At 40.0% G+C, this 26958-nt stretch carries 21 protein-coding genes and 1 tRNA gene; 7 read left to right on the top strand and 15 right to left on the bottom strand.

Annotated elements, in window-relative coordinates; all coding sequences use genetic code 11:
• Positions 1–15: 15 nt before the first annotated feature.
• The 10 genes from ABDZ97_RS00495 to ABDZ97_RS00450 all read right to left on the bottom strand — a co-directional run bounded on the left by ABDZ97_RS00495 (position 16) and on the right by ABDZ97_RS00450 (position 12247).
• On the bottom strand, positions 16–987 hold the full coding sequence (locus tag ABDZ97_RS00495) for a hypothetical protein (RefSeq protein WP_343783964.1): 972 nt from the start codon (positions 985–987) through the stop codon (positions 16–18).
• A gap of 271 nt (positions 988–1258) precedes the next feature.
• Positions 1259–1331: transfer RNA gene (locus ABDZ97_RS00490), tRNA-Lys, on the bottom strand.
• Positions 1332–1535: 204 nt separating this feature from the next.
• The gene (locus ABDZ97_RS00485) at positions 1536–1739 is read right to left on the bottom strand and encodes a hypothetical protein (protein ID WP_343783963.1); all 204 of its coding nucleotides are present in this window, start codon (positions 1737–1739) and stop codon (positions 1536–1538) included.
• Positions 1740–1822: 83 nt separating this feature from the next.
• Positions 1823–2500 (bottom strand): hypothetical protein, encoded by a 678-nt coding sequence (locus ABDZ97_RS00480; protein WP_343783962.1) that lies wholly within the window; start codon positions 2498–2500, stop codon positions 1823–1825.
• Positions 2501–2618: 118 nt separating this feature from the next.
• On the bottom strand, positions 2619–2861 hold the full coding sequence (locus tag ABDZ97_RS00475; RefSeq protein WP_343783959.1) for a hypothetical protein: 243 nt from the start codon (positions 2859–2861) through the stop codon (positions 2619–2621).
• A 124-nt stretch (positions 2862–2985) separates the two neighbouring features.
• Complete coding sequence (locus tag ABDZ97_RS00470; protein ID WP_343783957.1) at positions 2986–4947, bottom strand: DNA topoisomerase 3; 1962 nt, start codon at positions 4945–4947, stop codon at positions 2986–2988.
• 3 nt (positions 4948–4950) lie between these two features.
• On the bottom strand, positions 4951–5460 hold the full coding sequence (locus ABDZ97_RS00465) for a dihydrofolate reductase (protein WP_343783955.1): 510 nt from the start codon (positions 5458–5460) through the stop codon (positions 4951–4953).
• A 13-nt stretch (positions 5461–5473) separates the two neighbouring features.
• Positions 5474–6268: a thymidylate synthase gene (locus tag ABDZ97_RS00460; RefSeq protein WP_343783953.1), complete on the bottom strand. Its 795-nt coding sequence runs from the start codon at positions 6266–6268 to the stop codon at positions 5474–5476.
• A gap of 206 nt (positions 6269–6474) precedes the next feature.
• A complete protein-coding gene (locus ABDZ97_RS00455; RefSeq protein WP_343783951.1) occupies positions 6475–9546 on the bottom strand; it encodes a VPS10 domain-containing protein in 3072 nt (1023 codons plus the stop codon).
• A 73-nt stretch (positions 9547–9619) separates the two neighbouring features.
• The gene (locus tag ABDZ97_RS00450; RefSeq protein ID WP_343783949.1) at positions 9620–12247 is read right to left on the bottom strand and encodes a valine--tRNA ligase; all 2628 of its coding nucleotides are present in this window, start codon (positions 12245–12247) and stop codon (positions 9620–9622) included.
• Positions 12248–12467: 220 nt separating this feature from the next.
• On the opposite strand from ABDZ97_RS00450, the gene ABDZ97_RS00445 reads away from it, so the two are divergent.
• Both ABDZ97_RS00445 and ABDZ97_RS00440 read left to right on the top strand, forming a co-directional pair.
• Positions 12468–16196 (top strand): PKD domain-containing protein, encoded by a 3729-nt coding sequence (locus tag ABDZ97_RS00445; protein WP_343783947.1) that lies wholly within the window; start codon positions 12468–12470, stop codon positions 16194–16196.
• 89 nt (positions 16197–16285) lie between these two features.
• Entirely contained in the window at positions 16286–17335 is a 1050-nt protein-coding gene (locus ABDZ97_RS00440) for a WG repeat-containing protein (protein ID WP_343783945.1), read from the top strand.
• Positions 17336–17368: 33 nt separating this feature from the next.
• Here the strand turns inward: ABDZ97_RS00440 and ABDZ97_RS00435 are convergent, their stop codons facing one another.
• Positions 17369–17719 carry a MerR family transcriptional regulator gene (locus ABDZ97_RS00435; protein WP_343783943.1) on the bottom strand — a complete coding sequence of 117 codons (351 nt, stop codon included), beginning with the start codon at positions 17717–17719 and terminating at the stop codon, positions 17369–17371.
• A 17-nt stretch (positions 17720–17736) separates the two neighbouring features.
• Here ABDZ97_RS00435 and ABDZ97_RS00430 point away from each other — a divergent pair, with 17 nt between their 5' ends.
• The 3 genes from ABDZ97_RS00430 to priA all read left to right on the top strand — a co-directional run bounded on the left by ABDZ97_RS00430 (position 17737) and on the right by priA (position 22067).
• Positions 17737–18309 (top strand): C40 family peptidase, encoded by a 573-nt coding sequence (locus tag ABDZ97_RS00430; RefSeq protein WP_343783941.1) that lies wholly within the window; start codon positions 17737–17739, stop codon positions 18307–18309.
• 76 nt (positions 18310–18385) lie between these two features.
• Positions 18386–19480 carry a hypothetical protein gene (locus ABDZ97_RS00425; protein WP_343783939.1) on the top strand — a complete coding sequence of 365 codons (1095 nt, stop codon included), beginning with the start codon at positions 18386–18388 and terminating at the stop codon, positions 19478–19480.
• 103 nt (positions 19481–19583) lie between these two features.
• On the top strand, positions 19584–22067 hold the full coding sequence (gene priA, locus ABDZ97_RS00420; RefSeq protein WP_343783937.1) for a replication restart helicase PriA: 2484 nt from the start codon (positions 19584–19586) through the stop codon (positions 22065–22067).
• A gap of 101 nt (positions 22068–22168) precedes the next feature.
• On the opposite strand, the gene ABDZ97_RS00415 is transcribed toward priA, so the two are convergent.
• Together ABDZ97_RS00415 and cysC are read right to left on the bottom strand one after the other, a co-directional pair.
• On the bottom strand, positions 22169–23038 hold the full coding sequence (locus tag ABDZ97_RS00415; RefSeq protein ID WP_343783935.1) for a sigma-70 family RNA polymerase sigma factor: 870 nt from the start codon (positions 23036–23038) through the stop codon (positions 22169–22171).
• Between the two features lie 161 nt (positions 23039–23199).
• Complete coding sequence (cysC, locus tag ABDZ97_RS00410; protein ID WP_343783933.1) at positions 23200–23793, bottom strand: adenylyl-sulfate kinase; 594 nt, start codon at positions 23791–23793, stop codon at positions 23200–23202.
• A 77-nt stretch (positions 23794–23870) separates the two neighbouring features.
• Between cysC and ABDZ97_RS00405 the strand changes: the two genes are divergently transcribed.
• Together ABDZ97_RS00405 and ABDZ97_RS00400 are read left to right on the top strand one after the other, a co-directional pair.
• On the top strand, positions 23871–24623 hold the full coding sequence (locus tag ABDZ97_RS00405) for a hypothetical protein (protein ID WP_343783931.1): 753 nt from the start codon (positions 23871–23873) through the stop codon (positions 24621–24623).
• The gene (locus tag ABDZ97_RS00400; protein ID WP_343783929.1) at positions 24623–25837 is read left to right on the top strand and encodes a 3-deoxy-D-manno-octulosonic acid transferase; all 1215 of its coding nucleotides are present in this window, start codon (positions 24623–24625) and stop codon (positions 25835–25837) included. Before ABDZ97_RS00405 ends, ABDZ97_RS00400 begins: the two co-directional genes overlap by 1 nt.
• Before the next feature lie 3 nt (positions 25838–25840).
• On the opposite strand, the gene ABDZ97_RS00395 is transcribed toward ABDZ97_RS00400, so the two are convergent.
• Together ABDZ97_RS00395 and ABDZ97_RS00390 are read right to left on the bottom strand one after the other, a co-directional pair.
• Positions 25841–26293, bottom strand: coding sequence for a hypothetical protein (locus ABDZ97_RS00395; RefSeq protein WP_343783927.1), 453 nt, complete (start codon positions 26291–26293; stop codon positions 25841–25843).
• Entirely contained in the window at positions 26290–26940 is a 651-nt protein-coding gene (locus ABDZ97_RS00390) for a hypothetical protein (protein ID WP_343783925.1), read from the bottom strand. Before ABDZ97_RS00390 ends, ABDZ97_RS00395 begins: the two co-directional genes overlap by 4 nt.
• Positions 26941–26958 lie beyond the last annotated feature (18 nt).

Genomic DNA, 26958 nt, shown 5'->3' with positions numbered 1-26958 from the left:
TTGTCTTTCAGTTAATTATTGACTTTTTTCATAAGTCCAACAATTAGTATATACAAATTCTTCTAAGTGCGTATTCAGATGATTCCGATGTGATGCTTCCAGTCCAGATTTTGGCGTGTGTTCAAGTTTATTTATGGCTTCTACATGAGTTTGATACATTTTGAGATTTACTTCAGCGGTGGTCTTATTTAGTGTTATTGTTTCATCGGTGTGAAAGTCTCTTGCTATCAGGTTACCGTTTTCGATTTGTACGTTCTTCAGGAAGAATGTGAATGGGCTTGAGAACCTCATTCCACTGAATGATTCGTATGTATCTGTCAATATTGGGTTTGCTTTCCAGTATTCACAATTTCTTGTTTTCAAATCGACATTTGCCAAAAACTCTAAATCGTGGACCAAGACATTTTTTCCTTTATATGAATGGATAAAAATATCATTGGAAAAGATGTTCTTACTTTTCAATAACTCGGTATTGTTCTCGTTTTGGAGAGTCAATAATGTAGGATCAATAAAAAGCCGATTGATCATATTGAGACCAGGTATAACAGCTTTCTTTTTCATCGCTCCAGCGATATGATGACCGTCAGGATGTGATTCGATGTTTCTTAATGTTCTTAACCAATGTAAATCCCGAATCAAATAGTCTGGATATCCAAAATTCTTCAATTCGTTAATCAATTGAACCAGTTTCTTATCTTGAGATCTTCCGTTTCTAGTCTGAAATTGCAATGGATTTTTTAACTCCTTAGACCTTAACTTAATGGACATTTCAAATATGGATAGAAGTTTCACCAATACTTGGTCGTACATTTCCCAATGGTAGTATGCGTGAGCCATCAGGTATTCAACTGTTTTGAAGCTCTTGATCACGTCTTCATGAACACCAGTATGAAAATTTCCTTTGATTACATATTTCTTAACGTAATCTTCTTTATTTTTTACTTGTAAAGATGACCAAATTGGGTCGGGAGAATAATAGTCGGTCATAGTATAATTTATATTTTGTTGTCAGAGGTTAAGCTAACAATCAGGTTCTAATAAGAGCTGCAAATCTCTCTTGTACAGTTCCAACAATGTAAACAATTATTTCGATTTGTTAAATGAAGCATAGCAGAAAAATGAACTCAATCTAAAAATCGGTTACGGAGGGCGAATTTGTAAAGACAGACAAGGAGTTTTGTGTAAAAAAGAAAACCCCGCAATCATAGAATTTGCAGGGTTTTGACAAAAAAGAAGGGGAAGCTACTGCTTCCCCTTGTGATCCCGCTGGGGTTCGAACCCAGGACCCTTACATTAAAAGTGTAATGCTCTACCAGCTGAGCTACGGAATCTTTATTTTTTTTGGTCTCACTCGTTCGTGATTGCGGGTGCAAAGATAGGCACTAATTCCATTTCGCCAAACATTTTTCGAAGAAATTTTACTTTTTTTTCAGCTTTTAATTTTAACCAACTGTTAATCAATAAAGATCAATTATATATATTTTAAATAAAAAAGGAGACTCCCGTCTCCCCTTTCAGTATAGTCTTATGTTCTGCTAGTCCAATTTACAATTCAGTCCGGAGATCGAAGCTGTATTTTTACAGTTCACTTCTGCCTGCTTCTTTGTTGCGAACAAGTACGTATCTGCTATTTGAAAGTCTCCGTAACTATCATAACAATTACAATAACGTGTTTTACGGCAAGATGTCATCCCAAAAACTGCCAAAGCAAAAAGACCCAGAGTAATTTTTAATTTCATATTATATTGTTTTAATGTATTACAATAATAGGTTAAACCAAAACCTAAGAAGGTTTCTTTAAATATAAACTTATGTCGATTCGTTATTCCATTCCCGATTCAATCCAATCTAATGCCGGATACCCCAGATTATCATTTGACCATTTGTGAATAATCTTCTTATCTTTAATATACAGAAAAGTAGGGTATCTTCCTTCTGACATCTGGTTCATTCCATCAGTATTCTCTACCAAAAAATAATCCAGTTCCGGGCTTTCTGTTTCTTCGCTATATGCTGTAATAGCCGAACTATCTTTGGCTGCAAGAAAAACTCCTACTCCCAGATTTGTTCTTCGTTTGATCTCTTTTAAGCGATATCTTGTAGCAATTTTACAAAACGGGCATCCGGGACTTGCAATACAAATTACTCCCTCAAATCCGGGTTTAGCAGCAAGAACTTCTGTTAAAACAGAATTAGTCGCATCATTTAATTCGCGATCCGCCTTCTTATAATCTCCCTGATAAATTGGTCGAACAAAAAAATATCCTCCCAAAAGAGCTAAAACCACTGTTATCTTTAAGAGCGTAGCATAGATTTTTTTCATCTGAAAAGGAAGGAGAATCACACCAACAGTTGACAATACAAAAATCCCAATCCAATGCGATAAAGCCGAAAATGTCCAGGACCATCCTCCGGATATACCATAGTTATACAATACGTCGGGGAAAATTATCAGCAGTACTGACAACAGAAGTACTACTAGAGCAGCAAATATTCTCATCTTTTTTTATCAAATGTAGAAAAAGTTTTATTAGTCTGGAACTTTTCTCTTTAGTTAAAGTAAACCATAAAAAAAGCCGTACCACAGTGTGACACGGCTTTTTTTGAAATTATTTCAATTACTTTTTTGTAAGCGTACAAGTTTGCTCCATTGAATAACCAGACTCTTCTACTTTCACTGTTGCTTCGTTACAAGCTGCCTGAGCCTGAACCTTAGTAGCTCCTTCTACAGTAAATTTATACTCTGAGTTTTCTACATCCGTACCAATAACTTCTTTCTGCTCACAAGTACAAGAATAATCTTTTGTACAGGAAACCAGTGTTAATCCTGTTAGCGCCAAAATTGTAAAAGCCTTTTTCATATTTTTTATTTTTTTTCAAATTTAACTCAAAAAAGTAAAAATCAAAAATGATTCTTATGAATTTGAATTATGTTATCTATAAATTTCATTAATTTATCTAAGCTTCAGATACATCTATCTGATATTACCAAACCTTATCTGCAATCATTTTCTCCAATTCTTCCTGTCCGATTTCTTTTCCATCCTGCTCAAAGGGAACACGGAAATTACATCCCGATTTATACGCACTGCAACCATACGCTTTTCTTCCCTTGATGATCTTGCCTTCTTTACATTTCGGACAGTCTACGTCTCCCATTTCACGAATAGCCTTTTGCATTTTAAACTGTTCAGGAAAGAGAATTTCATTCGTTAGGTCAACCACCATATCAACTAACTCTTTTTTAAAAATCTCGCTGTCGTATTCTCCTTTTTCGATCAAACGCAATTTCTTCTCCCAATCCCCGGTTAATTCCGGAGATTTTAACAAATCATTGGAAATAGTTTCGATTACCTGTACACCTGTTTCCGTCGCAAAAATGGTCTTTCGTTTCCGTTCAATATACTTTCTTCGGAATAATGTTTCGATAATATTCGCCCGTGTAGATGGACGACCTATTCCGTTATCTTTCAACATTTCACGTAACTCCTCATCGTCAATCTGTCGCCCGGCTGTTTCCATTGCCCGCAATAGCGTAGCCTCTGTATAAGGTTTAGGAGGTGAGGTCTGTCGTTGGATAATAACCGGCTCATGAGGTCCGGACTCTCCTTCTTCGAACGTCGGCATGATTTTATCTTTTTCATCCTTCTCATCCGCTTTCTCGCCTTCATACACAACACGCCACCCCTGACTCAAAATTTGTTTTCCGGTCGCCTTAAACTCAATCTCTCCTACCTGTCCCAAAACAGTCGTATTAGATACAATACAATCCGGATAAAAAGCTGCAATAAACCGCTTGGCTACCGTCATGTACACTTTTTGCTCGTCAGGAGTAATTCCCCCGGGAGCAACTCCGGTAGGAATAATCGCATGGTGATCCGTTACTTTCTTGTTATCAAAGATCTGTTTTGTCTTTTTTATGGGCTTTTCAAGCAGCGGAGCTGTTAATGCGCTCAAGTGAGTAAGCCCTTTCATAATCCCGGGAATTTTCGGATAAATATCGTCCGAAAGATAGGTTGTATCTACCCTCGGATAGGTTACCAGCTTTTTTTCATATAAATTCTGAATCATTTTCAGCGTATCATCCGCAGAAAATCCAAACTTCTTATTACACTCAACCTGTAAGGCTGTAAGGTCAAATAAGCGCGGAGAAGACTCTTTTCCTTCCTTCACTTCAAAGGAAACAATTTCAAAAGGAAGTTCTTTTATGGATGCTACAGCTTCATCCGCTTTCTCCTGTTGTTTTAACTTGCCCAGGTTACTTGAAAATTCAGTCTCACGGTACACTGTTTTCACTTCCCAGTAATCTTCAGGAACAAATGCTTCAATTTCTTTCTGACGGTTCACAATCATTGCCAAAGTAGGTGTCTGTACCCTACCGATAGACAATACGCCCTTACCACTTCCATATTTTAGGGTAAACAAGCGCGTAGCATTCATACCTAACAACCAGTCTCCGATTGCTCTCGAACTTCCTGCCGCGTATAATCGGTTAAAATCATTCGCGTCCTTTAACTTATTAAATCCCTCAAGTATCGCTTCTTCCGTAAGTGAAGAAATCCAAAGGCGCTTAACAGGCACCTTACATTGTGCTTTGTGAAGTACCCATCGCTGGATCAACTCTCCCTCCTGCCCGGCATCGCCACAGTTTATAACCTCTTCACAGTTCTGAACCAGACGTTTGATTACATGAAATTGTTTTTTCACGCCTTCATCATTAATCAATTTGATGCCAAAACGCGACGGAATCATAGGTAAATCCCGTAAATTCCAGTATTTCCATTTTTCAAGATAATCATTGGGTTCTTTAAGGGTACAAAGATGCCCGAACGTCCAGGTGACCTGGTATCCTCCCCCTTCGTAATAACCGTCTTTGCGTTGTTTCGCTCCGATTATCTCCGCTATGTCTTTAGCCACACTCGGTTTCTCTGCGATACAAACCTTCATATCTTATTTTCGGGTATACTTTTTTATCGTAAAACTATAATCGTTTCTCTCATTCTTTTCGCCAGTACCGACTACTGAAATTGTCCAGTCTTCTTTATCGAAATCCGGGAAAAAGGTATCACCTTCCGGTTCTCCGTGAACATGGGTAATGAACATTTCAGTAACATATCCCTTTTCCAAAGACTCTCTGTACACTTCTCCTCCACCTATAATGAACAGGTTTCTTTCATCATTTTGATACGTTTCCAACCACCCGGAAACAGAAGAAAACAATTCACACCCCGGAGCATCATATTCCGGGTTTCTCGTAAGAATACAGTTTAACCGATCCGGAAGTGGTCTGAATTTTTCGGGAATAGATTCAAAATTTTTCCGTCCTGTCAGAATAATATGACCGGTGGTCGTTTCTTTAAAGAAGCGCATATCATCTCTCAATCTCCAAACCAGGTCATTATCCTTACCAATAACATTATTATCTGCCACGGCAACGATCAGCGTTACTTTTTTACTCATTTTCCAGAAAAATTTAAACAGCTACAGCTGCCTTAATGTGTGGATGCGGATCGTAATTTATCAGTTCAAAATCTTCATACGTAAAAGAAAAGAGATCTTTCACCTCCGGATTTATTTTCATCTCAGGAAGCGGTCTGAAATCACGACTGAGTTGCAACTTAGCCTGATCAATATGATTCGAGTACAAATGTGCATCCCCTAGTGTATGTACAAATTCTCCCGGTTCCAGATCACACACCTGAGCTACCATCATCGTCAATAAAGCATACGAAGCAATATTAAACGGTACTCCTAAAAAGGTATCCGCACTGCGTTGGTATAGCTGGCAGCTTAATTTTCCGTCTGCCACATAAAACTGAAACAAACAATGACAGGGTGGTAACGCCATATTATCCACATCTGCCACATTCCAGGCACTTACCATCAGGCGGCGGGAATCCGGATTATTTTTAATCTGGTCTACCACCTTACTAATCTGATCAATCTTCCCTCCGTCCGGTGTAGGCCATGAACGCCACTGGTATCCATATACAGGACCTAAATTCCCTTTTTCATCTGCCCACTCATCCCAGATACTCACACCATTATCTTTCAAGTATTTAATATTTGTATCTCCCTGTAAAAACCACAACAACTCGTGGATTATTGAACGAAGGTGTAATTTTTTAGTCGTTACTACCGGGAAACCTTCCGAAAGGTCAAAACGCATCTGGTATCCGAAAGTTGAGAACGTACCTGTACCGGTCCGGTCTCCCTTTTCTGTACCATTATCCAATATATGCTGAAGTAAATCGTGATACTGTTTCATCTTAAATTATCGTTTGTTGTTGATGAATCGAAAGAACGGAACATCGTCTTTCGCAGCTACTAAATTACGTCAATTTTGCAAACGAAATTTAGCATTGTGAATGAATTCATTCTTTTGTGAAAAACTTTATTTAACGATATACTACGTTCCACCCCATATTTGTTTGACTTCCAAAAAACAAATCACAAAACAGGAACCACGATCTCCTAATTCCCGGTATACGTCACTCTATGACTAGTTGTCTTATCCCTGCTATGCACAACAAAAAGATAGGTACCTTCTGAGAAAACGGAAAGATCAATTTCTAGTTTTTCCTTTCCTGAAATCGGGAAGGTCGCCAGTTTACGTCCTAGCAAGTCCAGAATATATAATTCCTGATAACTACCTCCGGGATTTACCACCATCACTTTTTCGTTCGTCGGGTTGGGATATACTAAAAGCGTCTCTATTTCTTCTTCTTTCACTCCTGAATGATCGTCAAAACAAAAAGTAACGACATCTTCACTACCAAATGTTCCCCCGGTAGCGATTACTCCTTCACTACTCACCAAAGAATAAGATCCCGTTCCAAAATCACAACAAATTCCATCACTATACGCATCCGTGATGCGAAATGTATAGCATCCCGCCGGGAGACATAAGTTATACTGAAAAGCTGTATTGGCATCCGAATATCCGGACTGGTTTTCCCATACCTGTCCCTGATTATCTGTAATGGTCCAGGCTGTTTCCTCCGGATAATCATCTGTTACCAATTCTACCAGTAACGCATTCTCTCCTCTTATAACGGTTACTGTTTTGGCTATCGAATCGGTTCCAAACTGATTCTGAACCACCAATGAAGCTATATATTCACCCGAAACAGTATATTGAACGGAAGGAGATTGCGCTGTACTTGTTGCTGGAACACCTCCCGGGAAATACCATTGCCAGGAAGGTGAAGCATACAGCGAAGCATCATAAAAGACAATTGGGTCAGACACACAATATCCTTCAGGTAAATATGAAAAATCAGCAATGGGTTCTAACTCAGGAACACTAAACAGATCTGACTCCCAAACCCCTCTTCCAAAAGTAGCTGCACGAATTTTTCCAGTCGGATAATGAATTTCCAACTCGCTCACAATTACATTAGGTAAAGCGTCATCAAAAGGAGCCCAGTTACCTAGTGTACTGTCAATGTAATAAATCCCTACATCCATTCCCACATACACACCTCCATTGGTTTCCCGTTGCAAAACAAGTGTATTCGCAGGCAGGTTAGGCAGGTTTCCTGAAATGTTCTGCCAGGACACTCCACCGTTATCTGAAACAAATACTTTATTTCCCTGATTATATCCGGATGTGGTCAGATAAACAACATCGCTATCCAATGGGTGAATCTGAATATCTGTAATTGCCAAATCCGGCAGATTAGACATCACATCCGTCCAGGTAGTTCCTCCGTCCGTTGTTTTATACAAATGCCCCGGAAGAGCTGCATAGATAACATTATGATCCTGTTCCGCTACCGCAATTTCACGGATAGTCTCTCCTGAATTAAAATTAGAAATCTGTGTAAAACTACTGCCGTTATCCTGACTTAACCAGACATTTTCGTAGCCCATGATCACTTTATTGACAGGGAGAACAACAAACGGTGTTACCCACCTTCCCTCTTCACCATTACCTGTCATAACCAGTTCCCAGCTCATTCCTCCGTCTAAACTTCGGTTCAGGTACCCATACTGCTGGGTACAAAATAAAATCTGCGGGTTTGTAGGATTCACAGCCGCTTCCATTCCATCTCCTCCCATTACATGCGTCCAGGTCTGATCAACACCTAACTTGGATCCATTATCCTGTGTCCCGCCTATAATCAGTCCCGCATCAAGGGGTGAATTTCCAAATCGGTAAAACTGCGATATTTGCATTCCGGAAGAAAGGTCTTCCCAGCTTGCTCCCTGATCTCCGGAGTAAAAAATACCGCCATCGCTCCCACAAAATATTCCGGAACCATCATACGCCAGAAAATGAATATCTGCGTGCGTATATCCATATACTCCCGGCCAGATCCAGTGCGTGTTGATTTGAAAATTACTTCCCCCATTTGTTGACTTCCAAATATTAATACCTCCTACAAATACGTTGTCAGCATTATCCGGATCAACTGCTATTGCCATATCGTACCAGCTCTGACCTCCGGATTCAAGCCCCTGTTCATCATACGTAAACAGATTAGGCGAATTTGTACGCAGAGAAAAACCAGTCCCGGCGTTTTCTGAACGATACAATCCCAGAAATGAAGCGTCAGATTCTTTTCCGCAAAGTACATAAACATAATCCGGCTGATCAGGACTCACAGCAATTTCCATTCGATTCACCACTGATGCCTGCGGTAACTGAACAGCAGAAGAAGGAGCAAAAGTTTCTCCTCCGTTTTCAGAAATATATAACCTGTTAGAAGATGCATATACACGATTTGCATTTCCCGGCTGAAACTCAATATCCCGAAACGAACCAGTTGCTACCAAATACCAGTTATTTCCTCCATCAACTGTCTTAAAAACACCAACATTTGTAGCAACTAAAATTGTTAACGGATCTGTAGGGTGCATGATCATTCTCCGGCAAACGATATAGTCCATTACTGTATGAACCAATCCTGTAACCGACCATGTTGCTCCTCCATCTGTCGATTTCAAAACCCCGATACTGTAGGTATCTGCTCCATCTCCGTCCCCTGTCGCAACGTACACCTCATCCGGATTGTAGGGATTAATAACTATTCCTGATATTCCAATGGCACTAAAATCGTCTGTAAGGGGAACCCAGCTAGTTCCTCCATTTGTAGTTTTCCAGAGTCCACCGCTTGGAGTACCTACATAAATCACCTGATTATTACCGGGATGCACTGCAACCGTATTTACCCGACCCAATCCCGGATTATAGGATGTAGAACTCCATTCAAATGGTCCCATTGGCTGCCAGGTAGCTGACCTTGACTTCGCTACCTGCTGTTCTGATGTAACAAAGTTATTTCGTTCAAAATAGGCTGCATGAACAGGAATTCGATCTCCCGAAGGGTAAACCCGTTGTTCCATGAAATATTCCCATCTTTTGAATTGTTTCCAGCCCTTTCCTTTTACATATTCACTTCCACTCCATTCTTCTTCAAACGACTGACGAACTTCATAAAAATTCGTATTCCCATCCAACATTTCAGACACCCATTGTTGCGAAAATCCTGTCAAAACCAAACAAACGAATGTCAGGAATAGTGTAAATTTCTTTTTCATAGAGTCAATCTTACAAAAAAAATCCTCTCCGGTCAAACCAAAGAGGATCTCTATTTCAAAAAATTAGACCAGTCTACTTGAGTGATTTCAGTTTTTCTTCAAGAATTGTGATTTTACTTTGTGCATCTGCTTCTTTCTTTCTTTCATTCATCACAACCTGCTCAGGTGCTCCACTTACAAATTTCTCATTGCTTAATTTCTTTTGAACACTGGTTAAAAAGCCTTTCGTATACTGCAACTCCTCCTCAATTTTTTTAATCTCTGCTTCCACATCAATATCTTCTCCGAAAGGAATAAAATATTCATTGGAATCCACGATAAACGAATACGAGTTGTCTACTTTTTCACTTACATATTCATACGCTGCTATATTTCCCATTTTAGAAATAACCGGATCAAACGATTTATCCGGAGCGTTATTCACCTTCACTTTCAGATCGATCTTAACCTTATTGGCAATATTCTTTTGCTTACGAATATTACGCACGTTTGTAATCACTTCCTCCGCCTTCCCAAACTGTTTCAGAATCGTTTCATCAGAAGACTTTTGCTCCGGCCATTTCGCCAACATAATATCTTCACCTTCTTTTCTTTCTCGAATCAGGTGCCAGATTTCTTCTGTTACAAATGGTGTAAACGGATGCATCAGACTCAACAATCGTTCAAAGAACTGAAGTGTCATCTCATACGTTTTGCTGTCAATCGGTTGTTCATATCCGGGCTTGATCATTTCCAGATACCACGAACAGAAATCATCCCAAACCAATTTATAGGTTGTCATCAAAGCATCCGAGATACGGAATTTGGTAAATGCATCATTAATTTCTGCAATTCCCTGATTCAACTTGGCTTCAAACCACTCTATTGCTTTGCGGGAAGCTTCCGGCTGATCCATGTCTTTCACCTCCCAGGATTTTACCAAACGGAAAGCGTTCCATACTTTATTGGCAAAATTTCTTCCTTGCTCACATTGCGAACTATCAAAAGGCAAGTCATTTCCTGCCGGAGAGGAAATCAGAATTCCAACGCGAACTCCATCCGCTCCATACTTTTCGATCAGTTTTATCGGATCAGGAGAGTTCCCAAGCGACTTGGACATTTTACGTCCCAGTTTATCTCTTACAATTCCTGTATAGTATACATTTTTAAACGGAAGGTCTCCCATGTATTCGTATCCTGCAATAATCATTCTTGCGACCCAAAAGAACATAATCTCCGGAGCAGTAACCAAATCATTTGTCGGATAGTAATACTTTATTTCCTCGTTACCGGGCTGTGTCAATCCATTGAACACCGAAATAGGCCATAACCAGGAAGAGAACCACGTATCCAGAACATCTTCATCCTGTTTCAATTCTCCTTTCTCAAACGTTTTTCCTGATTTCTCACCAGCCAAAGCGATAGCTTCATCCTCTGTTTTGGCTACCACATATTCATCTGCCCCTGTACCATAATACCAGGCAGGAATACGATGCCCCCACCATAACTGTCTGGAAATACACCAATCCTTGATATTTTCCATCCAGTGGCGGTACGTATTCTTCATTTTTTCCGGATAGAAATTAATCTTTCCGTTCATTACATTCTCTAACGCCGGCTCTGAAAGTTCTTTCATACTCACGAACCACTGAAGAGAAAGCTTAGGTTCAATAACAGCATCCGTGCGTTCTGAAAAACCAACTTTATTGATATGATCTTCTGTTTTTACCAGATACCCTTTATCGTATAGTTCTTTTTCAATCAGTTTACGTACTTCAAAACGATCTTTCCCTTCATAATGCAGACCATGCGCATTAAGCGTTCCGTTATCGTTGAGAATGTCTATCGTTTCAAGATTGTGTTTCTTTCCAAGATCGTAATCATTTTCATCGTGAGCAGGTGTAACCTTCAGACATCCTGTTCCGAAATCCATCTCTACATATTCGTCCAGAATAATTGGAATCGTTCGGTTAGCAACCGGTACAACAGCTTGCTTTCCATGCAAATGTTTGAATCGCTCATCATTTGGATTAATACAAATTGCCGTATCTCCCAAAATTGTTTCCGGACGTGTGGTGGCGATCGTCAACCAGCTATCTTCTGATCCTGCTATTTTGTAGCGAACATAAAATAACTTTGAGTTGACTTCTTTATAAATTACCTCTTCGTCAGAAAGTGCGGTCAAAGCCTCAGGATCCCAATTTACCATCCGGATTCCACGATAAATCTTCCCCTTTTTATACAAGTCTACAAATACATCAAGTACAGACTCTGAATACTCCGGATCCATGGTGAAATGTGTTCTCTCCCAGTCACAGGAAGCCCCCAGTTTTTTTAACTGATCCAAAATAATACCACCATGTTTTTCTTTCCATTCCCAGGCATGTTTCAAAAATTCATCTCTTGACAAATCTGACTTCTTAATTCCTTCCGCCCGCAGTTTATTTACCACTTTAGCTTCAGTAGCAATGGATGCATGGTCCGTCCCGGGAATCCAACATGCATTTTTTCCTTCCATGCGGGCTTTACGTACTAATACATCCTGAATCGTATTGTTCAGCATGTGCCCCATGTGTAAGACTCCGGTCACGTTTGGCGGAGGAATGACGACTGTATAAGACTCTCTTTCATCCGGCTCCGAATGAAAATATCCTTTGTTCATCCAGTGGCTGTACCACTTTTCCTCTGCTTTACCTGATTCGTACGTCTTTGGAATATCCATTTTAAAAAATTTAGGATGCAAAGTTAATAAGAATGTTGAACCGATAAAACACTTTTCTGCCGTACCGTAGTTCTGCCATTACTATTTACAAATCAATTACTTTCATATTTATTTATTGTTTCCAGCCCTCTATATGCAACGAAAGAAGTATGTTTATCGTCTGAATTGAGTGAGAGTTATCTACTCTCTGATTTGATTAAGAACTATTACTGTAAACACTATGAGAATCAATTATTCTGCTTTTAAAGCACATATATTACCGACGCTTTCTGTTTGTTCATTTCTTTTTTTAGGGGTTGCACCTCTTTCCGCACAACAAAAAGCTAAAGAAGGAATGCAATCAAAGGAATACAATTTTTCTTCTTTTGAAAAGCGCATTGAGAATCATAATCCATTATGGAAAGTATTGAATTCAGAAACCTATTATTCACATCCTGAATTCGGAAAACTCCCGTATAACACACCCTGCGAAGAATGTGTAGAAATTTATGAAAAAAGAACTTCTGAAAGCCGGTACTTTGTTAGCACAAAGGATACCAGTGTTTTTTATATCCAACAGGCAATGGGTCAATTACATCAGAAAAACGGAAAGTTCTGGCAAACCATTGATCATCGTATTGCAGATGTCGGAAACGGTCAGTACATTGCCTCTCTACAAACAGATCCTGTAGGCTTTGATTCTCATTCCGAACACAGTTTTATTCAAACTCCATCCGGAAAAATCACATTTAACAATTGGTCCTTATTCGGAGTCGTAAACGGAGACGAAACATTACTGGCTACAGCAGATTGGAGTAATTACACCGTCGGATCGGAAGGAATTCGTGTACATTCCGTATTTCCGGGTATTGACGCTGAAATGGCTGTAATGAGAGGAGCTGTCAAAACTAATTTCATTATAAAGGAACATATTTTCAACAACTATGATAAACTGATTTTCTCTGACGAATTTTCTGGTGGAAACGGTAACCTTGAGTTTGAATCTTTCCCTGGTCAAAGTTTTGCAAACGATCGTGTATTGTATAAAAGCAATTCGACTTCTATTCTGGAAATCGGAAAGCCTATTCTCTACCCAAGAAATGCAGCAAAATCTGAATTGATTGAAGTTCCATACGAACTAAATGGCAACCATCTGCGAATTGCTGTTAGTGACGCATGGATTGAAGAAAAACTGGCACAATACGGAGAATTAATCATTGACCCGCTTGTTTCCAGTTCCAATAGTCTTGCACAAGCATCCATTACAGGATCAATGTATAATTCCAGTTGTGGATTCACTAATTCCTGTGATTACAACCTCACTGTTCCTACTCCGGCTAATGCACAATTAACGGATGTTTTATGGACGTTCTCTTATACAGCAGCGGGACTTTGCTGGATGGAAGACGGTGCTGTCCGATTTGCAACAGGATCTTGTGTAAGTCCAAGCCAGGCAGGATACTACTGGTTCTGTAACAGTATAGGAACCGGAACTTGTGACGGTGTAAACATATCTATCTTTTCAGACCTTCAGAGTTGTCTCCCTGCTCCATCCTGTACACCGCAAAACGCAAACTTTACAATGCAGTTTTTCCGTACCTGTTATGGAGCTACAGGTTGTAACAGCAGCTGTATTGGCGCTGCCACTCCATGGACGATCACTATAGAGGGAGAAACTATTGATTACCAATCGCCTACCAACCCGATAACACTATCCAACAATACAGTCTGTGAAGGAGGTTCTCTAACCGCTTCGACAACGGCTCAATACGGAGTTGCTCCATACACGTATGAATGGAGTATGGATCCATCCGGAACTCCCTCAGTAGGAACCGGAGCTTCTACTTCAATCAACTTCACCGGATCCGGATCACAAACTGTTTACTCCATTGTAACCGACGCCTGTGGAAACCAGGTATCGAATTCTGCTTCAGTTGTGGTAAACCCAAGTGAAAATGCAGATTTTCAATACACTCCATCCACTATCTGTCTATCATCACCCAATCCAGTCCCTGTCATAACAAATGGTACATCTGTTTCAGGTACATTTACGGGAACAGGGGTCACTTTTGCTGACCCTACGACAGGAGAAATCGACATGGCCGCTACAGGACCAGGCACCTATTCCATATCCTTTACAACTAACGGTCCCTGTCCAGGAACACATTCACAATCCATTACGATAACCAACGCTCCGGATGCTACATTTTCTTATTCCGGACCATTCTGTGCCGGAGGAACTAATCCTGTACCTCAACTTGTACCGGGTGCTTCCAGCGGACAATACACCGCATCTTCCACGGATCTTTCCATTGATGCCAGTACCGGAGAAATTGATTTACAAAACTCATTACCCGGAACCTATACTGTAACTAACGATATTGCTGCTTCTGGTGCCTGTCCGGCAGCAAATCATTCGAGTCCGGTAACCATTCTTCCGGCTCCTACCGCAACCCTGTCAGGAGGAGGAACGGCTTGCCAGGGAGATCCCCTACCCGATCTTACGATCAATTTAACGGGAACCGGTCCCTGGGACATCCAACTAACTGACGGAAGTAATACCCAAACTATAACTATCAATTCATCCCCTTATACATACTCGCCTTCCGGAGCAGGTACTTATGAAATACTCTCCGTTGATGACCAGAACTGTAGCGGGACTTCATCAGGAATTATATCTGTTACAGTCAGTCCTGCTCCTGATGTCAACCCGGTTTCAGACATTACCGTTTGTGCAAATGGTCTTGTAGATGTTCCCGATTTTAGCGGATCGCTACCCGGAACAACATTCAGCTGGACGAATACAAATGCAGCAATAGGGTTGGGAACTTCAGGAAATGGAAACATTGCTGATTTTACCGGAACAAATACCGGTAACACACCTATATCAGGACAAATTGAAGTTACACCGGATGTAAACGGCTGTCAGGGAACACCGGAAACATTCCTTATAACAATCAATCCTGCACCTGCTCCTTCCGTAACAGGTACAACCAGCTATTGTTTGGGAGATAATGTAACAGATTTGACTGCTACTGCTTCAGCCGGAGGTCAATTGGACTGGTACGATGATCCTTCTCTGACAACAAGTATTGCTACCGGAACTACTTTCACCCCATCTTCTGCAGTGGGAGTACACACCTATTATGTTACAGAACAGTTCGGAGGATGTACTTCCAGTCCTGTTCAAATTACCGTAACTGTAAATAATTTACCTGTTGTTGATGCCGGAAATGACCAAACGTATTGTGAAGGAAGTGATATTATACTTTCAGGGTCGGGTGCTGTCTCTTATTCGTGGGACAATGGTGTTCAGGATGGACAGGCATTTGTACAACCACCCGGAAGTGTTACGTATACAGTTACCGGGACAGATGCTAACGGTTGCTCTAATACCGACCAGGTAACGATTGTTGTTGATGCTAATCCCGAAGCGTCTTTCACAGCTTCTCCTTCAGAAGGTATCGCCCCTCTTGTCGTTACTTTTGACAATACTTCCTCAGGAGCTACGGATTATAACTGGGATTTTGGAAACGGAGAAACCAGTAATTCATCTGATGCAAGTTTGACTTCTGAATATACTGACGCCGGAACTTATACTGTTACGCTGATTGTCACCAATGCGAACGGATGTAGTGATGTTTATAATTCTTCCATCGAAGTAGCTCTTTTTGCACCGTTGTCGTACGTGATCCCCAATGTATTTACTCCAAATGGTGACGGAATCAATGATACCTATCACTTCAATCTTCAAAATGCAGCTTCTTTTGATGCTACCATTATGAACCGTTGGGGAAATACTGTCGGACGCATAACAGATGTAAATCCGCAGGATGGATGGACCGGTAAAGACCAATCATCAGGGCAACTCTGTGCAGAAGGTGTTTATTTCTGTCAATATGTTATCATTGATATGGACGGACAAGAGATAAAAGGAAATACGTATCTCCACCTGGTGTACAAAAAATAAATGGTAACCTAAATAATATATAATAAGAAGGGCTTCAGATGAGGCCCTTCTTTATTTGGTATATTTTGTAAATTTGATAAAAAAACACCATGAAAAACCTTTTCATCATTCTTACCGTTTTTCTATTTTCAACGGTTTCAGCACAAGAATACAGAGTGCAGGTTCTCCCTGAAAATTCAAAACTTTGGGGATATGCAAATGAAAAAGGAGAGCTTCTTATCGCTCCTCAATTCAAAAAATGTTTTGAATTCTCAGAAAACGGAACAGCCCCTGTATACGATCCTAAAACAAGAGAACACACCTTTATCCGAAAAGACGGAGCTTCGATTACACCTGAACGAAGTGGTTTTGTACTTATGAACCTATTCGGACTTGGCCTAAAAGGTTATTCGGACGGTCTGGCGGCAGTTTCCTATTCTAAAAAATGGGGATTTATTGACGAACAAGGTAAAATCGTTATTGCACCTCAATATGATAAAGTAACCCGTTTTACAGAAGGTTACGCTGTAGCTACCCTGGGAACGGATCATTTCATTCTTACTAAATCCGGAGATACAACGCGCATCAATTCTGTGCAAGCAGCTACTATCAAGGCTTTCTCAGAAGGATTAGCCGCCTTTCGATTAGAGGATGGAAAGGTTGGATTTCTCAATGAAAAAGGTAAGGTACACATCGCACCATCATTCAAATCTGCCGGAGACTTTTCCGCTGGACTTGCCTGGGCAAAAACAGAAGAGGGAAAAGTAGGGTTTATCAATAAAAAGGGCGAATGGGTGATTCAACCTTTATTTGATGCAGCTCATGAGTTTAGTGTAGAGAGTAAACTAGCCCGTGTTAAACAGGGAGCAAACTGGTCCTATGTACAACCTGACGGTAAACTGATAACACCCGAAAACGTAAAATCTTGCGGTGATTTCTCAAACGGACTCGCGTATGCAAAAACTACAGAGGGACTGGTTGGTTTCATCAATGAAAAAGGAGAATGGGCTATCCCTGCTCAATTTGAAAGTACACATGAATTTAACTGTGAATATGCTTCGGTAAAAAGTAACGGAAAATGGGGTATTATTGATAAAAAAGGAAATTGGATATGTCCTCCCCAATTTTTAAACATGAAAAAAGTAATTCGAATACAGTAAATCACCATGAATGCGGCTGATCATCAGTCGCATTTACTTTTTCAATCGGATTAATTTTTCGCGGATTTGTTCTAATCGACTGATCACGTTATCAACCGAAGGTGTTTCTTGTTCCAAAGGATCTATTCCACTTGATTTTTTCATCGCCTTCTTTGCTCCTTCTAATGTGAACCCTTTTTCCTTCACAAGCACATAGATCTTTTCGATAGCAGCGATGTCTTTCGGAGTAAATTGACGATTTCCTTTGGTGTTTTTTTTCGGTTTCAGAACAGTAAATTCTTTTTCCCAAAAACGAATCAATGAAGTATTTACATCAAACATTTCGGCTACCTCACCGATAGAATAATATAATTTGTTAAGTTTTTCATAATTAATCCGCTTCATACCGAAAAACACTTGTTATGAACGAAAATAGTCATAAATTCGGTGCGGAAATTAAAAAAATGAAGCTATTTATCGTTTTAAGTTTTTGTTTTCAGCTTTTCTCCGGGATACTTTTTGCGGGAAATGATACACTTATGGTGGTAAAAGACAGTATTCCCTCCGACGAATCCTCCCTTATGGCACGATGGTGCACAACAGACTCGATCATTGATTATGCCTATTCATTTCAGGGTACTCCTTATCGTTACTCAGGCAGCTCTCCCTCCGGATTCGATTGTAGTGGCTTCATTAACTACATCCATAGAAAATTCGGAATTGATCTGGCACGATCTTCAAGAGAAATAGCCCGGTCAGGAGAAAAAATTCCCCTACATGATATTGAGCCCGGAGACCTTGTTTTCTTTACGGGAAGACGAGTTTCTGTCAAAACAGTCGGGCATGTAGGGCTGGTAATCGAGAAAAATTCCGGCGGTTTTAAAATGATCCATGCCTCCGTAAGTGGTGGTGTTCGAATTGATGAGTACCAAACGCCATATTATAAGCAGCGTTTTCTTCTGGCAAAGCGACTTACTTACCCGTCAATTGATTAAACGGTACAATCCGTTGATTCTTCCTCTCGTCTACTTTCAATATTTTTACATACATTTGGGTTCTATTGTTAAAATCATGAAAAAACTAAAACATTCATTTCTAGCTTTGTCCGGTATAGCTACATTCCTACTGGTGACAGGGTGTAAATCTGAATTTGATGTCACAACAGACTACCAGGTAACTCCTATTATTTTTGGTCTTCTGGATCAAGGAGAGAAGTTTCAGTACATCCGCATTAATAAAACATTCCTGGGACAAGGAAATGCCTATGATTTTGCCAAAGTAGCTGATTCCAGCTATTTTGATCAGGTTGATGCAAAAGTAGTAGAAGTAATAAATGGATCTATACAGAATGAATGGCCTCTTCGCGATACTATTCTGGAGAATAAGAGTGAAAATGGAGCTTTCTATGCACCGCAACATAAATTGTATTACTTCTATGCTGATACATTATATCCTGATGCAATTTATCGTCTGGAAGCCAACATCAACAATGGAGAGCATATCGTTAAAGGACAAACCAGAGTGGTAAGTAACGTAACTATTCAATCTCCCATTCAACAAACAACATTTGCCTTACGCGGTGCACAACCGGGAGACTATAAAGGAATCCCAATTATTTGGACAACTGCTTCCGGAAGCGGAGGAAGAAACTCACGCTACAATGTTAAGTTTGTTTTTCATTGGGATGAATACACCGGAGGTATTCCAACGTCCAAATCGTTTACCTGGAATCTTTCTGAGTTAAGTGGTGAGAATTATACGGGAGGAACTATTAGTGTTTCTGTTCCCGGAGAACAATTCTTCCAAATGGTGCGTGACCGTATTCCAATTGACCCGTCTGTAGAACGTCGTTTGCACACAAAAGTAGAGATTATTCTTACCGCCGGAGCTGAAGACTTAACCAATTATATGTTGGCATCACAGCCTTCGTCGTCATTGGCGCAGAGCAAACCAACGTATACGAATCTGGAAGGGGCGATAGGTTTATTCTCAGCTCGTTATACCCACCGATTTGATAAACTATTTGTGAACGGCAATTACCGTACGCTGGATCAGAATTCAATGCGTGAATTGTGTGAAGGTCCGTACACGTATGAGCTGGATTTCTGTTCGAATCATCCCATTGATAACAATCCGCTGAATCCGATGTCATTCCGATGTCAGTAAGCTGAATACTATATTATGTATGAAGCCTGCCCTTAAAAAGAGCAGGCTTTTTTTATAAAAATCAATCTCTTCTTCACGTTTCCTTTTTGGTATCTTTACATCCATGTCCGAAAGAAAAACTTTTTTTGCAGATATTATTCTTCCGCTGGCGGTTGACCTGACATTCACATATCGCGTCCCTTTCGAACTGAATGACACGATAAAAAATGGCGTCAGAGTAGTTGTTCCCTTTGGAAAATCTAAATTATACACGGGAATTGTAGTCCGTGTACATGAAGAAATCCCCAAAGAATATCAGGCAAAGTACATTGAGCATGTTTTGGATGAGTCTCCTATTATTACGGGAAAACAACTCAAGCTCTGGAAATGGATTTCGGAATACTACATGGCTCCCATCGGAGATGTAATGAATGCGGCACTCCCCGGCAACTTTAAGCTTGCCAGTGAGACAAAAATTGTTCTTCACCCTGACTTTGACAGAAACTATGATGAACTCAACGATAAAGAATATCTGATTGTTGAAGCTCTTGATGTTCAGGATACGTTAGACCTGAAAGAAATCTCTCAGATTCTCCAACAAAAATCTGTTCATGCATTGATCAAAAAGCTCATTGACAGACGGATTGTCATGTCGGTTGAAGAGATGCGCTATAAATACACTCCAAAAACAGCAACTTTTGTTCAACTTAACAGTCAATTTTCGCAGGAAGAAGTGCTTTCAGAACTGGTAAATGAGCTGGAACAGGATGGACGTAAGAAAAAACAATTTGAAGCCCTCATGCATTACCTGAAAGCCGGAGGTTTTGCTCAAAATACTGCATCTCCAGTTCGTAGAAGTGAACTTGTGGATGCCGGTGCTTCATTATCCGCTTTAAATACACTCGAAAAAAACGGCATTCTCGAAAGTCTACGCCTCGAAATTTCCCGTTTGAATTCGGAGGATACAACCCTGACAGAAACTAAAGAATTATCACCCGAGCAAACGACAGCACTTCAACAAATCAGAGAAAACTTTCAGGAAAAAGACGTTTGTCTCTTACACGGAGTCACCGGTTCGGGAAAAACAGAGATTTATGTTGAACTGATTCAAGAACAACTGGCACAAGGACGTCAGGTTCTTTTCCTTCTCCCTGAAATCGCTCTTACCACCCAGTTAATTGATCGTCTTTCCGCTTATTTTGGTGATCTGATCGGTGTATATCACTCCAAATTCAATCAGAATGAACGGGTTGAAATATGGAATTCAGTACTTCGGGATGATCCGACGAAATTCAGGATCATTTTGGGTGCGAGATCCAGTGTATTCTTACCATTCAAATCATTAGGTCTTATTATTGTTGACGAGGAACATGAAAATACATTTAAGCAATATGACCCGTCTCCCCGTTATCACGCAAGAGATGTCTCTATTGTTCTAAGTCACTTACATGGTGCTAAAACATTACTCGGTACTGCCACACCTTCCATAGAAACCTATTTCAATGCCCAAGAAGGAAAGTACGGCTTTGTAGAACTTTCAAAGCGTTTCGGAGGAATTCAAATGCCCGAAATTCAATGTGCCGATCTGAAAAAAGAGCGGCGGCGGAAAACCATGCACTCGCTATTCAGTTCTTTTCTGCTGGAAGAAATGAAAACAGCACTGGATAATAAAGAGCAAATTATTCTTTTTCAGAACCGGAGAGGTTATACACCAATATGGATTTGTGAAGTCTGTAACTGGTCGCCAAAATGTAAAAATTGCGACGTATCTCTGACCTATCACAAGCACTCCAATATGCTGAAGTGTCATTACTGTAGTTACACAATTCCTCCGGTGGGGACGTGCTCCAATTGCGGGAGTAACCGGTTACACATGCATGGGTTTGGTACAGAAAAGGTTGAAGATGAATTGTCCCTTCTTCTTCCCGGAGTTACAATCAGCCGATTGGATCTTGATTCTACACGTTCCAAAGACGGATACCAGAAAATTCTGGAACAATTTGGAAAAAAAGAAGTTGACGTACTTGTAGGTACACAGATGGTGACAAAAGGGCTTGACTTTGATAATGTTTCTCTTGTTGGGATTCTTGATGCGGATATGATGTTGCGCTACCCTGATTTTCGTTCTTTTGAACGCAGCTTTCAACTTATGTCTCAGGTAGCAGGGCGAGCGGGACGCAGGAATAAAAGAGGTAAAGTAATTATTCAAACCGGAACTCCCGAGCACTGGATTATACAGCAAGTTATGCACCATGATTATGTTACCATGTATAAACAGGAACTTATCGAACGAAAAAACTTTGGGTATCCTCCCTATACCAAGCTGATTTATCTTACTCTAAAACACAAGTCAGAACAACAATTGGAGGGATCTGCTGCCGATCTGGCACAGCAATTAAAAGCCGTATTCGGAAGCCGAATTATTGGTCCGGAATATCCTTTAGTCCGTAAAATACAAAACTCGTATATCAAAATAATACGCATTAAAATGGAGCGTGAAGCTTCTCACAAAAAAATTAAAGGAAGACTTCAGGAAATCATTAACCAGTTCTACTCTAGCCCTGTAAACAAATCGGTTCGTATAAGTATTGATGTTGATCCGGTCTAAAATAGCTCAAATTTATCATTCACTCCTCTAAAAACAAAACGAACCTGAATCATTAATGATTCAGGTTCGTTTTACCTTAGTGTATTTTAATTAACGCTCAATTATCCTAAATACGATTTCAAAATCTTTGACCGGGATGTATGCTTCAATCTCCGAATGGCTTTTTCCTTAATCTGTCGCACACGCTCTCTTGTAAGGTCAAACTGAGTTCCGATTTCTTCCAGTGTCATCGGAGGAGTACCGTTCAATCCGTAATACAAACGAACCACATCCCCCTCACGGTGCGTCAAAGTAGAAAGTGAACGTTCAATTTCCTTTCTCAACGATTCTTTCATCAACTCATTCTCCGGTCCCGGAAGATCTTCATTCTCCATAACATCCAACATACTGGAAGAAGATTCATCTCCGTCTTTCAGAGGTGCATCCATAGACATGTGACGCCCCGAATTATTAAGTGATTGTTTTACTTCATCAGTAGTTAAATCCAGAAACTCAGCCAACTCTTCCGCTGAAGGCGGCCGCTCATATCGTTGCTCCAACTCCGCAAAAGCCCGGTTAATTTTATTGATCGTCCCGATTTTATTTAGCGGAAGACGTACAATACGCGCCTGCTCTGCCAATGCCTGCAAAATTGCCTGACGAATCCACCATACAGCATACGAAATAAACTTAAATCCGCGTGTTTCATCAAACCGCTGAGCTGCCTTGATCAACCCTACATTTCCTTCGTTAATAAGATCCGGAAGCGACAATCCCTGATTCTGATATTGTTTCGAAACAGAAACAACAAACCTCAGGTTGGCTTTGGTCAGCCTCTCTAATGCCCGCTGATCTCCTTGCTTAATACGACGTGCCAACTCTACCTCTTCTTCGGCAGTAATCAGATCTACACGACCTATCTCTAACAAATATTTGTCAAGGGAAGCTGTTTCTCTGTTGGTTACTTGTTTGGCTATTTTTAACTGTCTCATAAGCTATTGGGTTACTGGTTCCTATTTATAAGACGTATGAGTTATGGAAAGGGTTGACTTTTTAACAAAAAAAATTTGCTTTTTTTAGTAAATCTTTGTAGAAAGGCAATGAAATCAAGGCTTTTTGACTATTTAAAATTCTTTCTCTCCATTTTGACAGATCAAGAACCTGAAATTTTAGGTAAAATAGAAGTCAAAAGCTTTTCGATTGATTCGTCAATACTCTCCCTGTCAGAAAAAATATGAATATCAGGTTGTTCGGGAGATTCATACGGAGAGTCAATCCCTGTAAAATTCTTTAGCTCTCCCCTTCTTGCTTTTCGGTAAAGACCTTTTACGTCTCTTTGTTCACAGATATTCAGTGGGCAGTCAACAAAAACTTCTATAAAATTATCCTCTCCGATAATTTCCCTGACTTTGTTGCGATCCCGTTGAAAAGGAGATATAAAAGCTGATAATACGATTAGACCTGCATCTGTCATTAGTGCACCTACTTCACCTACTCTTCGGATATTCTCTGTCCGGTCTTCTTCCGAGAAACCCAGGTTCTTGTTGAGACCATTTCTAATATTATCCCCATCCAGATGATACACTTTAAACCCGCGTTCAAACAACGCCTTTTCCAATCCGGCTGCCAGCGTACTTTTGCCAGCTCCTGACAAACCTGTAAACCAAACCATAAGTGGTCTTTGCTTCATTTGACGGGTTCGTTCCTCTCGGCTGATAACTGAGCGTACCGGGAAAATAGTATTCATCTAGTGATTTTTAGGTAAATATAGAAATATGTACGAAATCGGAATAGTTTACGTTTCTGATTTATACATTTGTAATTATGAAGATTCGGTTACTGTTTATTATTCTTTTAGCAACTTCCTACACATTCGGGCAGCGTAATTTAAAAGATGAGGCGATTGGTACTCCAATGGTAGGGATTCATTACACAGCTGTCTTTCCAACGATGGATCTGGCAAAACGATATGGATATACCAACCAGATCGGGCTTACAGCCGGTTATAAAACGAAAAAGAACTGGGTATACGGAGTAGAAGGTAATTTCAATTTCGGGAATTCCATCCGTGTAGAAGGTTTATTTGATCACCTGGTAGATGACAAGGGATTTATTACTGAAGTTGGAGGCGGACAGGCTGTAGTCGAGCTATTCCAACGTGGATTTAATGTAAATGCCCACGCCGGTAAGATCTTCCCATGGTTTGGTCCGAATCCCAATTCGGGATTATATGTTTCCCTCGGTGCCGGATATACATTGTCCAAGATCAGAATTGAAACAACATACGACGTTGTTCCGATGATAGAAACAGAAAATAAACGAGGATATGATCGACAGGCAGTAGGATTAAGTCTTCATCAGTTTGTAGGATATTCACACCTCAGTACGCGGGGAATAATTCATTTCTACGTCGGGTTCTACGCCAATCAGGGATTCACCAAATACAGCAGGAGTTATTTTTATGACACGGGAGCTCCGTCGTATCAGGGAATTCTGTACGACTTCCAGTTAGGTATCCGAGGCGGTTGGTACATTCCGATTTATAAACGAAAGGCTAAATCTGTTTACTTTAACTAATGCGTATTTTTTATAATCTCGGAATCCGGGCGTATGGAGTTATAGTATGGCTTGCCCAACCTTTTACTCCAAAGGCTAAAAAATGGATTTCCGGAAGGAAAAACTGGCGTAAACAACTGTATAACCAACCTTCTTTACAAGGCTGTTACTGGTTTCATTGTGCTTCTTTGGGTGAATTTGAACAAGGAAGACCTCTACTGGAACGTGTCAGACATGAAAATCCTGACCAAAAGATTGTTATTACTTTTTTCAGTCCCAGCGGGTACGAGATTCGTAAAAATTACGAAGGAGCAGATTGTATTCTCTATCTGCCTCTGGATACCCCCCAAAATGCCCGGGATTTTATAGACATATTACAACCGGACAAAGCTTTTTTTATCAAATATGAATTCTGGGCTAATTATCTTTTTGAACTAAAACAACAAAAAATTCCGGTATATAATGTTTCCGGTCTCTTTAGAAAAGAACAACGTTTTTTCAAAAAGAACAATCAATTCTTCAGGAAAGTATTGGGTTGTTTTACTCATTTCTTTGTACAAAATGAAAGCAGTAAACAGTTATTGAATAGCATTGGCATTTCAAATGTTACCATAAGTGGTGATACACGATACGACAGAGTGTCCGAAAATGTAAAACACATTGTTTCCCACCCCATTCTCAGTAAGTTTTCTTCAAACCATGCGGTTATGGTGGTTGGGAGTTCCTGGCCTGTAGATGAAGATTTACTGCTTCCACTTATCAATTCAGGAGCTATTCCTGAACGAATTATTATTGCACCACACGAAGTACACGAAAGTCATATAACAGCTATTGAAAAAAAGTTATCTGTGCCTTTTCTACGGTTATCTTCATGTGATTCCTCAACAGATTTCGGACAAACCCATGTATTGATTATCGATTGTATCGGATTGCTGGCCAGTGCCTATTATTATGGCAATTATGCCTACGTAGGAGGAGCCTTTGGCAATGGACTTCACAATATTTTAGAACCGGCTTCTTTCGGTCTTCCGGTAATTTTCGGTCCGAACCACACTAAGTTTCCGGAGGCACAAACTTTTATACAAGCTGGAATCGGTTTTTCTATTTCTGACGAAACGACTTTTCTGAATGCGTATTCATCGATTCTATCGGGAGGTGATACTTTACGAAATCAGGTAAGCAATTTTATGAGCGATCAAATCGGCGCTACACAAATCATTTTCAGTATGATCTAAGATTTATCGCTCCGGCTTCGTTATTGTCGTTAAAACAATTTTCCTTTCCGGAATATCTTTGTACTCTAATACAAATCGATTTCGTAGAGATTCAAGTACCCAAAAACCGACTTTATTACCGCCTCCGTAATCCAGATCTAACTGCAACTCACTATTTCTGTTATTTATAGAAAAAATATAAGTTCCCGAATAAAACTTACCTGTTCCCCAATCTCCTAATTGCTGTACATAAAAAGTACCGTCATCAAAAAATAAAAAGGTTTGTTTCTTTTCTCTTTTGAAAGGAGAGTAATCTTTTCCCCCTTCTGTTTCTTCAGCAACCAACCAGACTTTAGAACTGTTATCGTTGAGATAATCTTTTGGAATAATCGGTTGTAAATCTCCTTCCGGGATACACCCCGTTAATACGAGTAGTAGTAAAGGAGTAAAAAATATGAATCTTAGTTGTTTTGTCAAAAGAACATACTGTTTTCTTCCAATCTCTGGTGTACGACGTTTGATATGGAATCTTTTCTTTCTTCTTTTACCAGATAACCATCTATGGCCTCTACAGAACGGTAAACATACCGATCTTTATCCCATGAATATTTCACTACAAAGGATCCTGCTTCCTCATCCCTGAACAGTAACATCAAATCATAATAGCCTGTGTGAGTAGTATGTTGCTCCACTAAATTTGCAACAAACCCCTGAATTTTTGTCAGTTTTCCATCTATTCGTTCAAATAAGATAAAACGTCTTAGATAGAACTCCTCTACTCCTGCTCTGATCTCCAATGCAAATCCTTCCTTCCAGGGCATGTCTTTTTTATACCGGAAAAACTTATAAAACCGAGGCTCACAGGGTGGTTTATGGATATTGAATTCAGCACCTTTAACCGTATCACAAATACCTAATTCTGCCAACAAATCATACATCACCGTATCCGGGAATGTCAATTCATCAAATAAATTCCGGATAGCAATCGTGTCCGCTACAAAGTCTTCTGGAATTTCTATCTCTTCTTCATCTCCCGATTCCCAGGAAGTCTTCTTGGTCTGATCTTCTCCACAGGAGACCAAAACGAGTAAACAAATACATAAAAAGGAAGAAATTAACTTCATAATTGACTTTTTCACATT

Origin of the sequence: Wandonia haliotis, from assembly GCF_039523435.1 — a bacterium.
GTDB classification, from domain to species: Bacteria; Bacteroidota; Bacteroidia; order Flavobacteriales_D; family Crocinitomicaceae; genus Wandonia; species Wandonia haliotis.
This window is presented reverse-complemented; position numbering and strand designations above follow the sequence as displayed.

Coding starts and splice junctions, on each gene's coding strand:
- ABDZ97_RS00425 (WP_343783939.1), top strand. CDS start 18,386: ATGAAAAAACTAAAACATTCATTTCTAGCTTTGTCCGGTATAGCTACA.
- ABDZ97_RS00480 (WP_343783962.1), bottom strand. CDS start 2,500: ATGAGAATATTTGCTGCTCTAGTAGTACTTCTGTTGTCAGTACTGCTG.
- ABDZ97_RS00445 (WP_343783947.1), top strand. CDS start 12,468: ATGAGAATCAATTATTCTGCTTTTAAAGCACATATATTACCGACGCTT.
- ABDZ97_RS00430 (WP_343783941.1), top strand. CDS start 17,737: ATGAACGAAAATAGTCATAAATTCGGTGCGGAAATTAAAAAAATGAAG.
- ABDZ97_RS00400 (WP_343783929.1), top strand. CDS start 24,623: ATGCGTATTTTTTATAATCTCGGAATCCGGGCGTATGGAGTTATAGTA.
- priA (WP_343783937.1), top strand. CDS start 19,584: ATGTCCGAAAGAAAAACTTTTTTTGCAGATATTATTCTTCCGCTGGCG.
- ABDZ97_RS00470 (WP_343783957.1), bottom strand. CDS start 4,947: ATGAAGGTTTGTATCGCAGAGAAACCGAGTGTGGCTAAAGACATAGCG.
- ABDZ97_RS00405 (WP_343783931.1), top strand. CDS start 23,871: ATGAAGATTCGGTTACTGTTTATTATTCTTTTAGCAACTTCCTACACA.
- ABDZ97_RS00495 (WP_343783964.1), bottom strand. CDS start 987: ATGACCGACTATTATTCTCCCGACCCAATTTGGTCATCTTTACAAGTA.
- ABDZ97_RS00460 (WP_343783953.1), bottom strand. CDS start 6,268: ATGAAACAGTATCACGATTTACTTCAGCATATATTGGATAATGGTACA.
- ABDZ97_RS00440 (WP_343783945.1), top strand. CDS start 16,286: ATGAAAAACCTTTTCATCATTCTTACCGTTTTTCTATTTTCAACGGTT.
- ABDZ97_RS00485 (WP_343783963.1), bottom strand. CDS start 1,739: ATGAAATTAAAAATTACTCTGGGTCTTTTTGCTTTGGCAGTTTTTGGG.
- ABDZ97_RS00435 (WP_343783943.1), bottom strand. CDS start 17,719: ATGAAGCGGATTAATTATGAAAAACTTAACAAATTATATTATTCTATC.
- ABDZ97_RS00465 (WP_343783955.1), bottom strand. CDS start 5,460: ATGAGTAAAAAAGTAACGCTGATCGTTGCCGTGGCAGATAATAATGTT.
- ABDZ97_RS00475 (WP_343783959.1), bottom strand. CDS start 2,861: ATGAAAAAGGCTTTTACAATTTTGGCGCTAACAGGATTAACACTGGTT.
- ABDZ97_RS00415 (WP_343783935.1), bottom strand. CDS start 23,038: ATGAGACAGTTAAAAATAGCCAAACAAGTAACCAACAGAGAAACAGCT.
- cysC (WP_343783933.1), bottom strand. CDS start 23,793: ATGAATACTATTTTCCCGGTACGCTCAGTTATCAGCCGAGAGGAACGA.
- ABDZ97_RS00390 (WP_343783925.1), bottom strand. CDS start 26,940: ATGAAGTTAATTTCTTCCTTTTTATGTATTTGTTTACTCGTTTTGGTC.
- ABDZ97_RS00455 (WP_343783951.1), bottom strand. CDS start 9,546: ATGAAAAAGAAATTTACACTATTCCTGACATTCGTTTGTTTGGTTTTG.
- ABDZ97_RS00450 (WP_343783949.1), bottom strand. CDS start 12,247: ATGGATATTCCAAAGACGTACGAATCAGGTAAAGCAGAGGAAAAGTGG.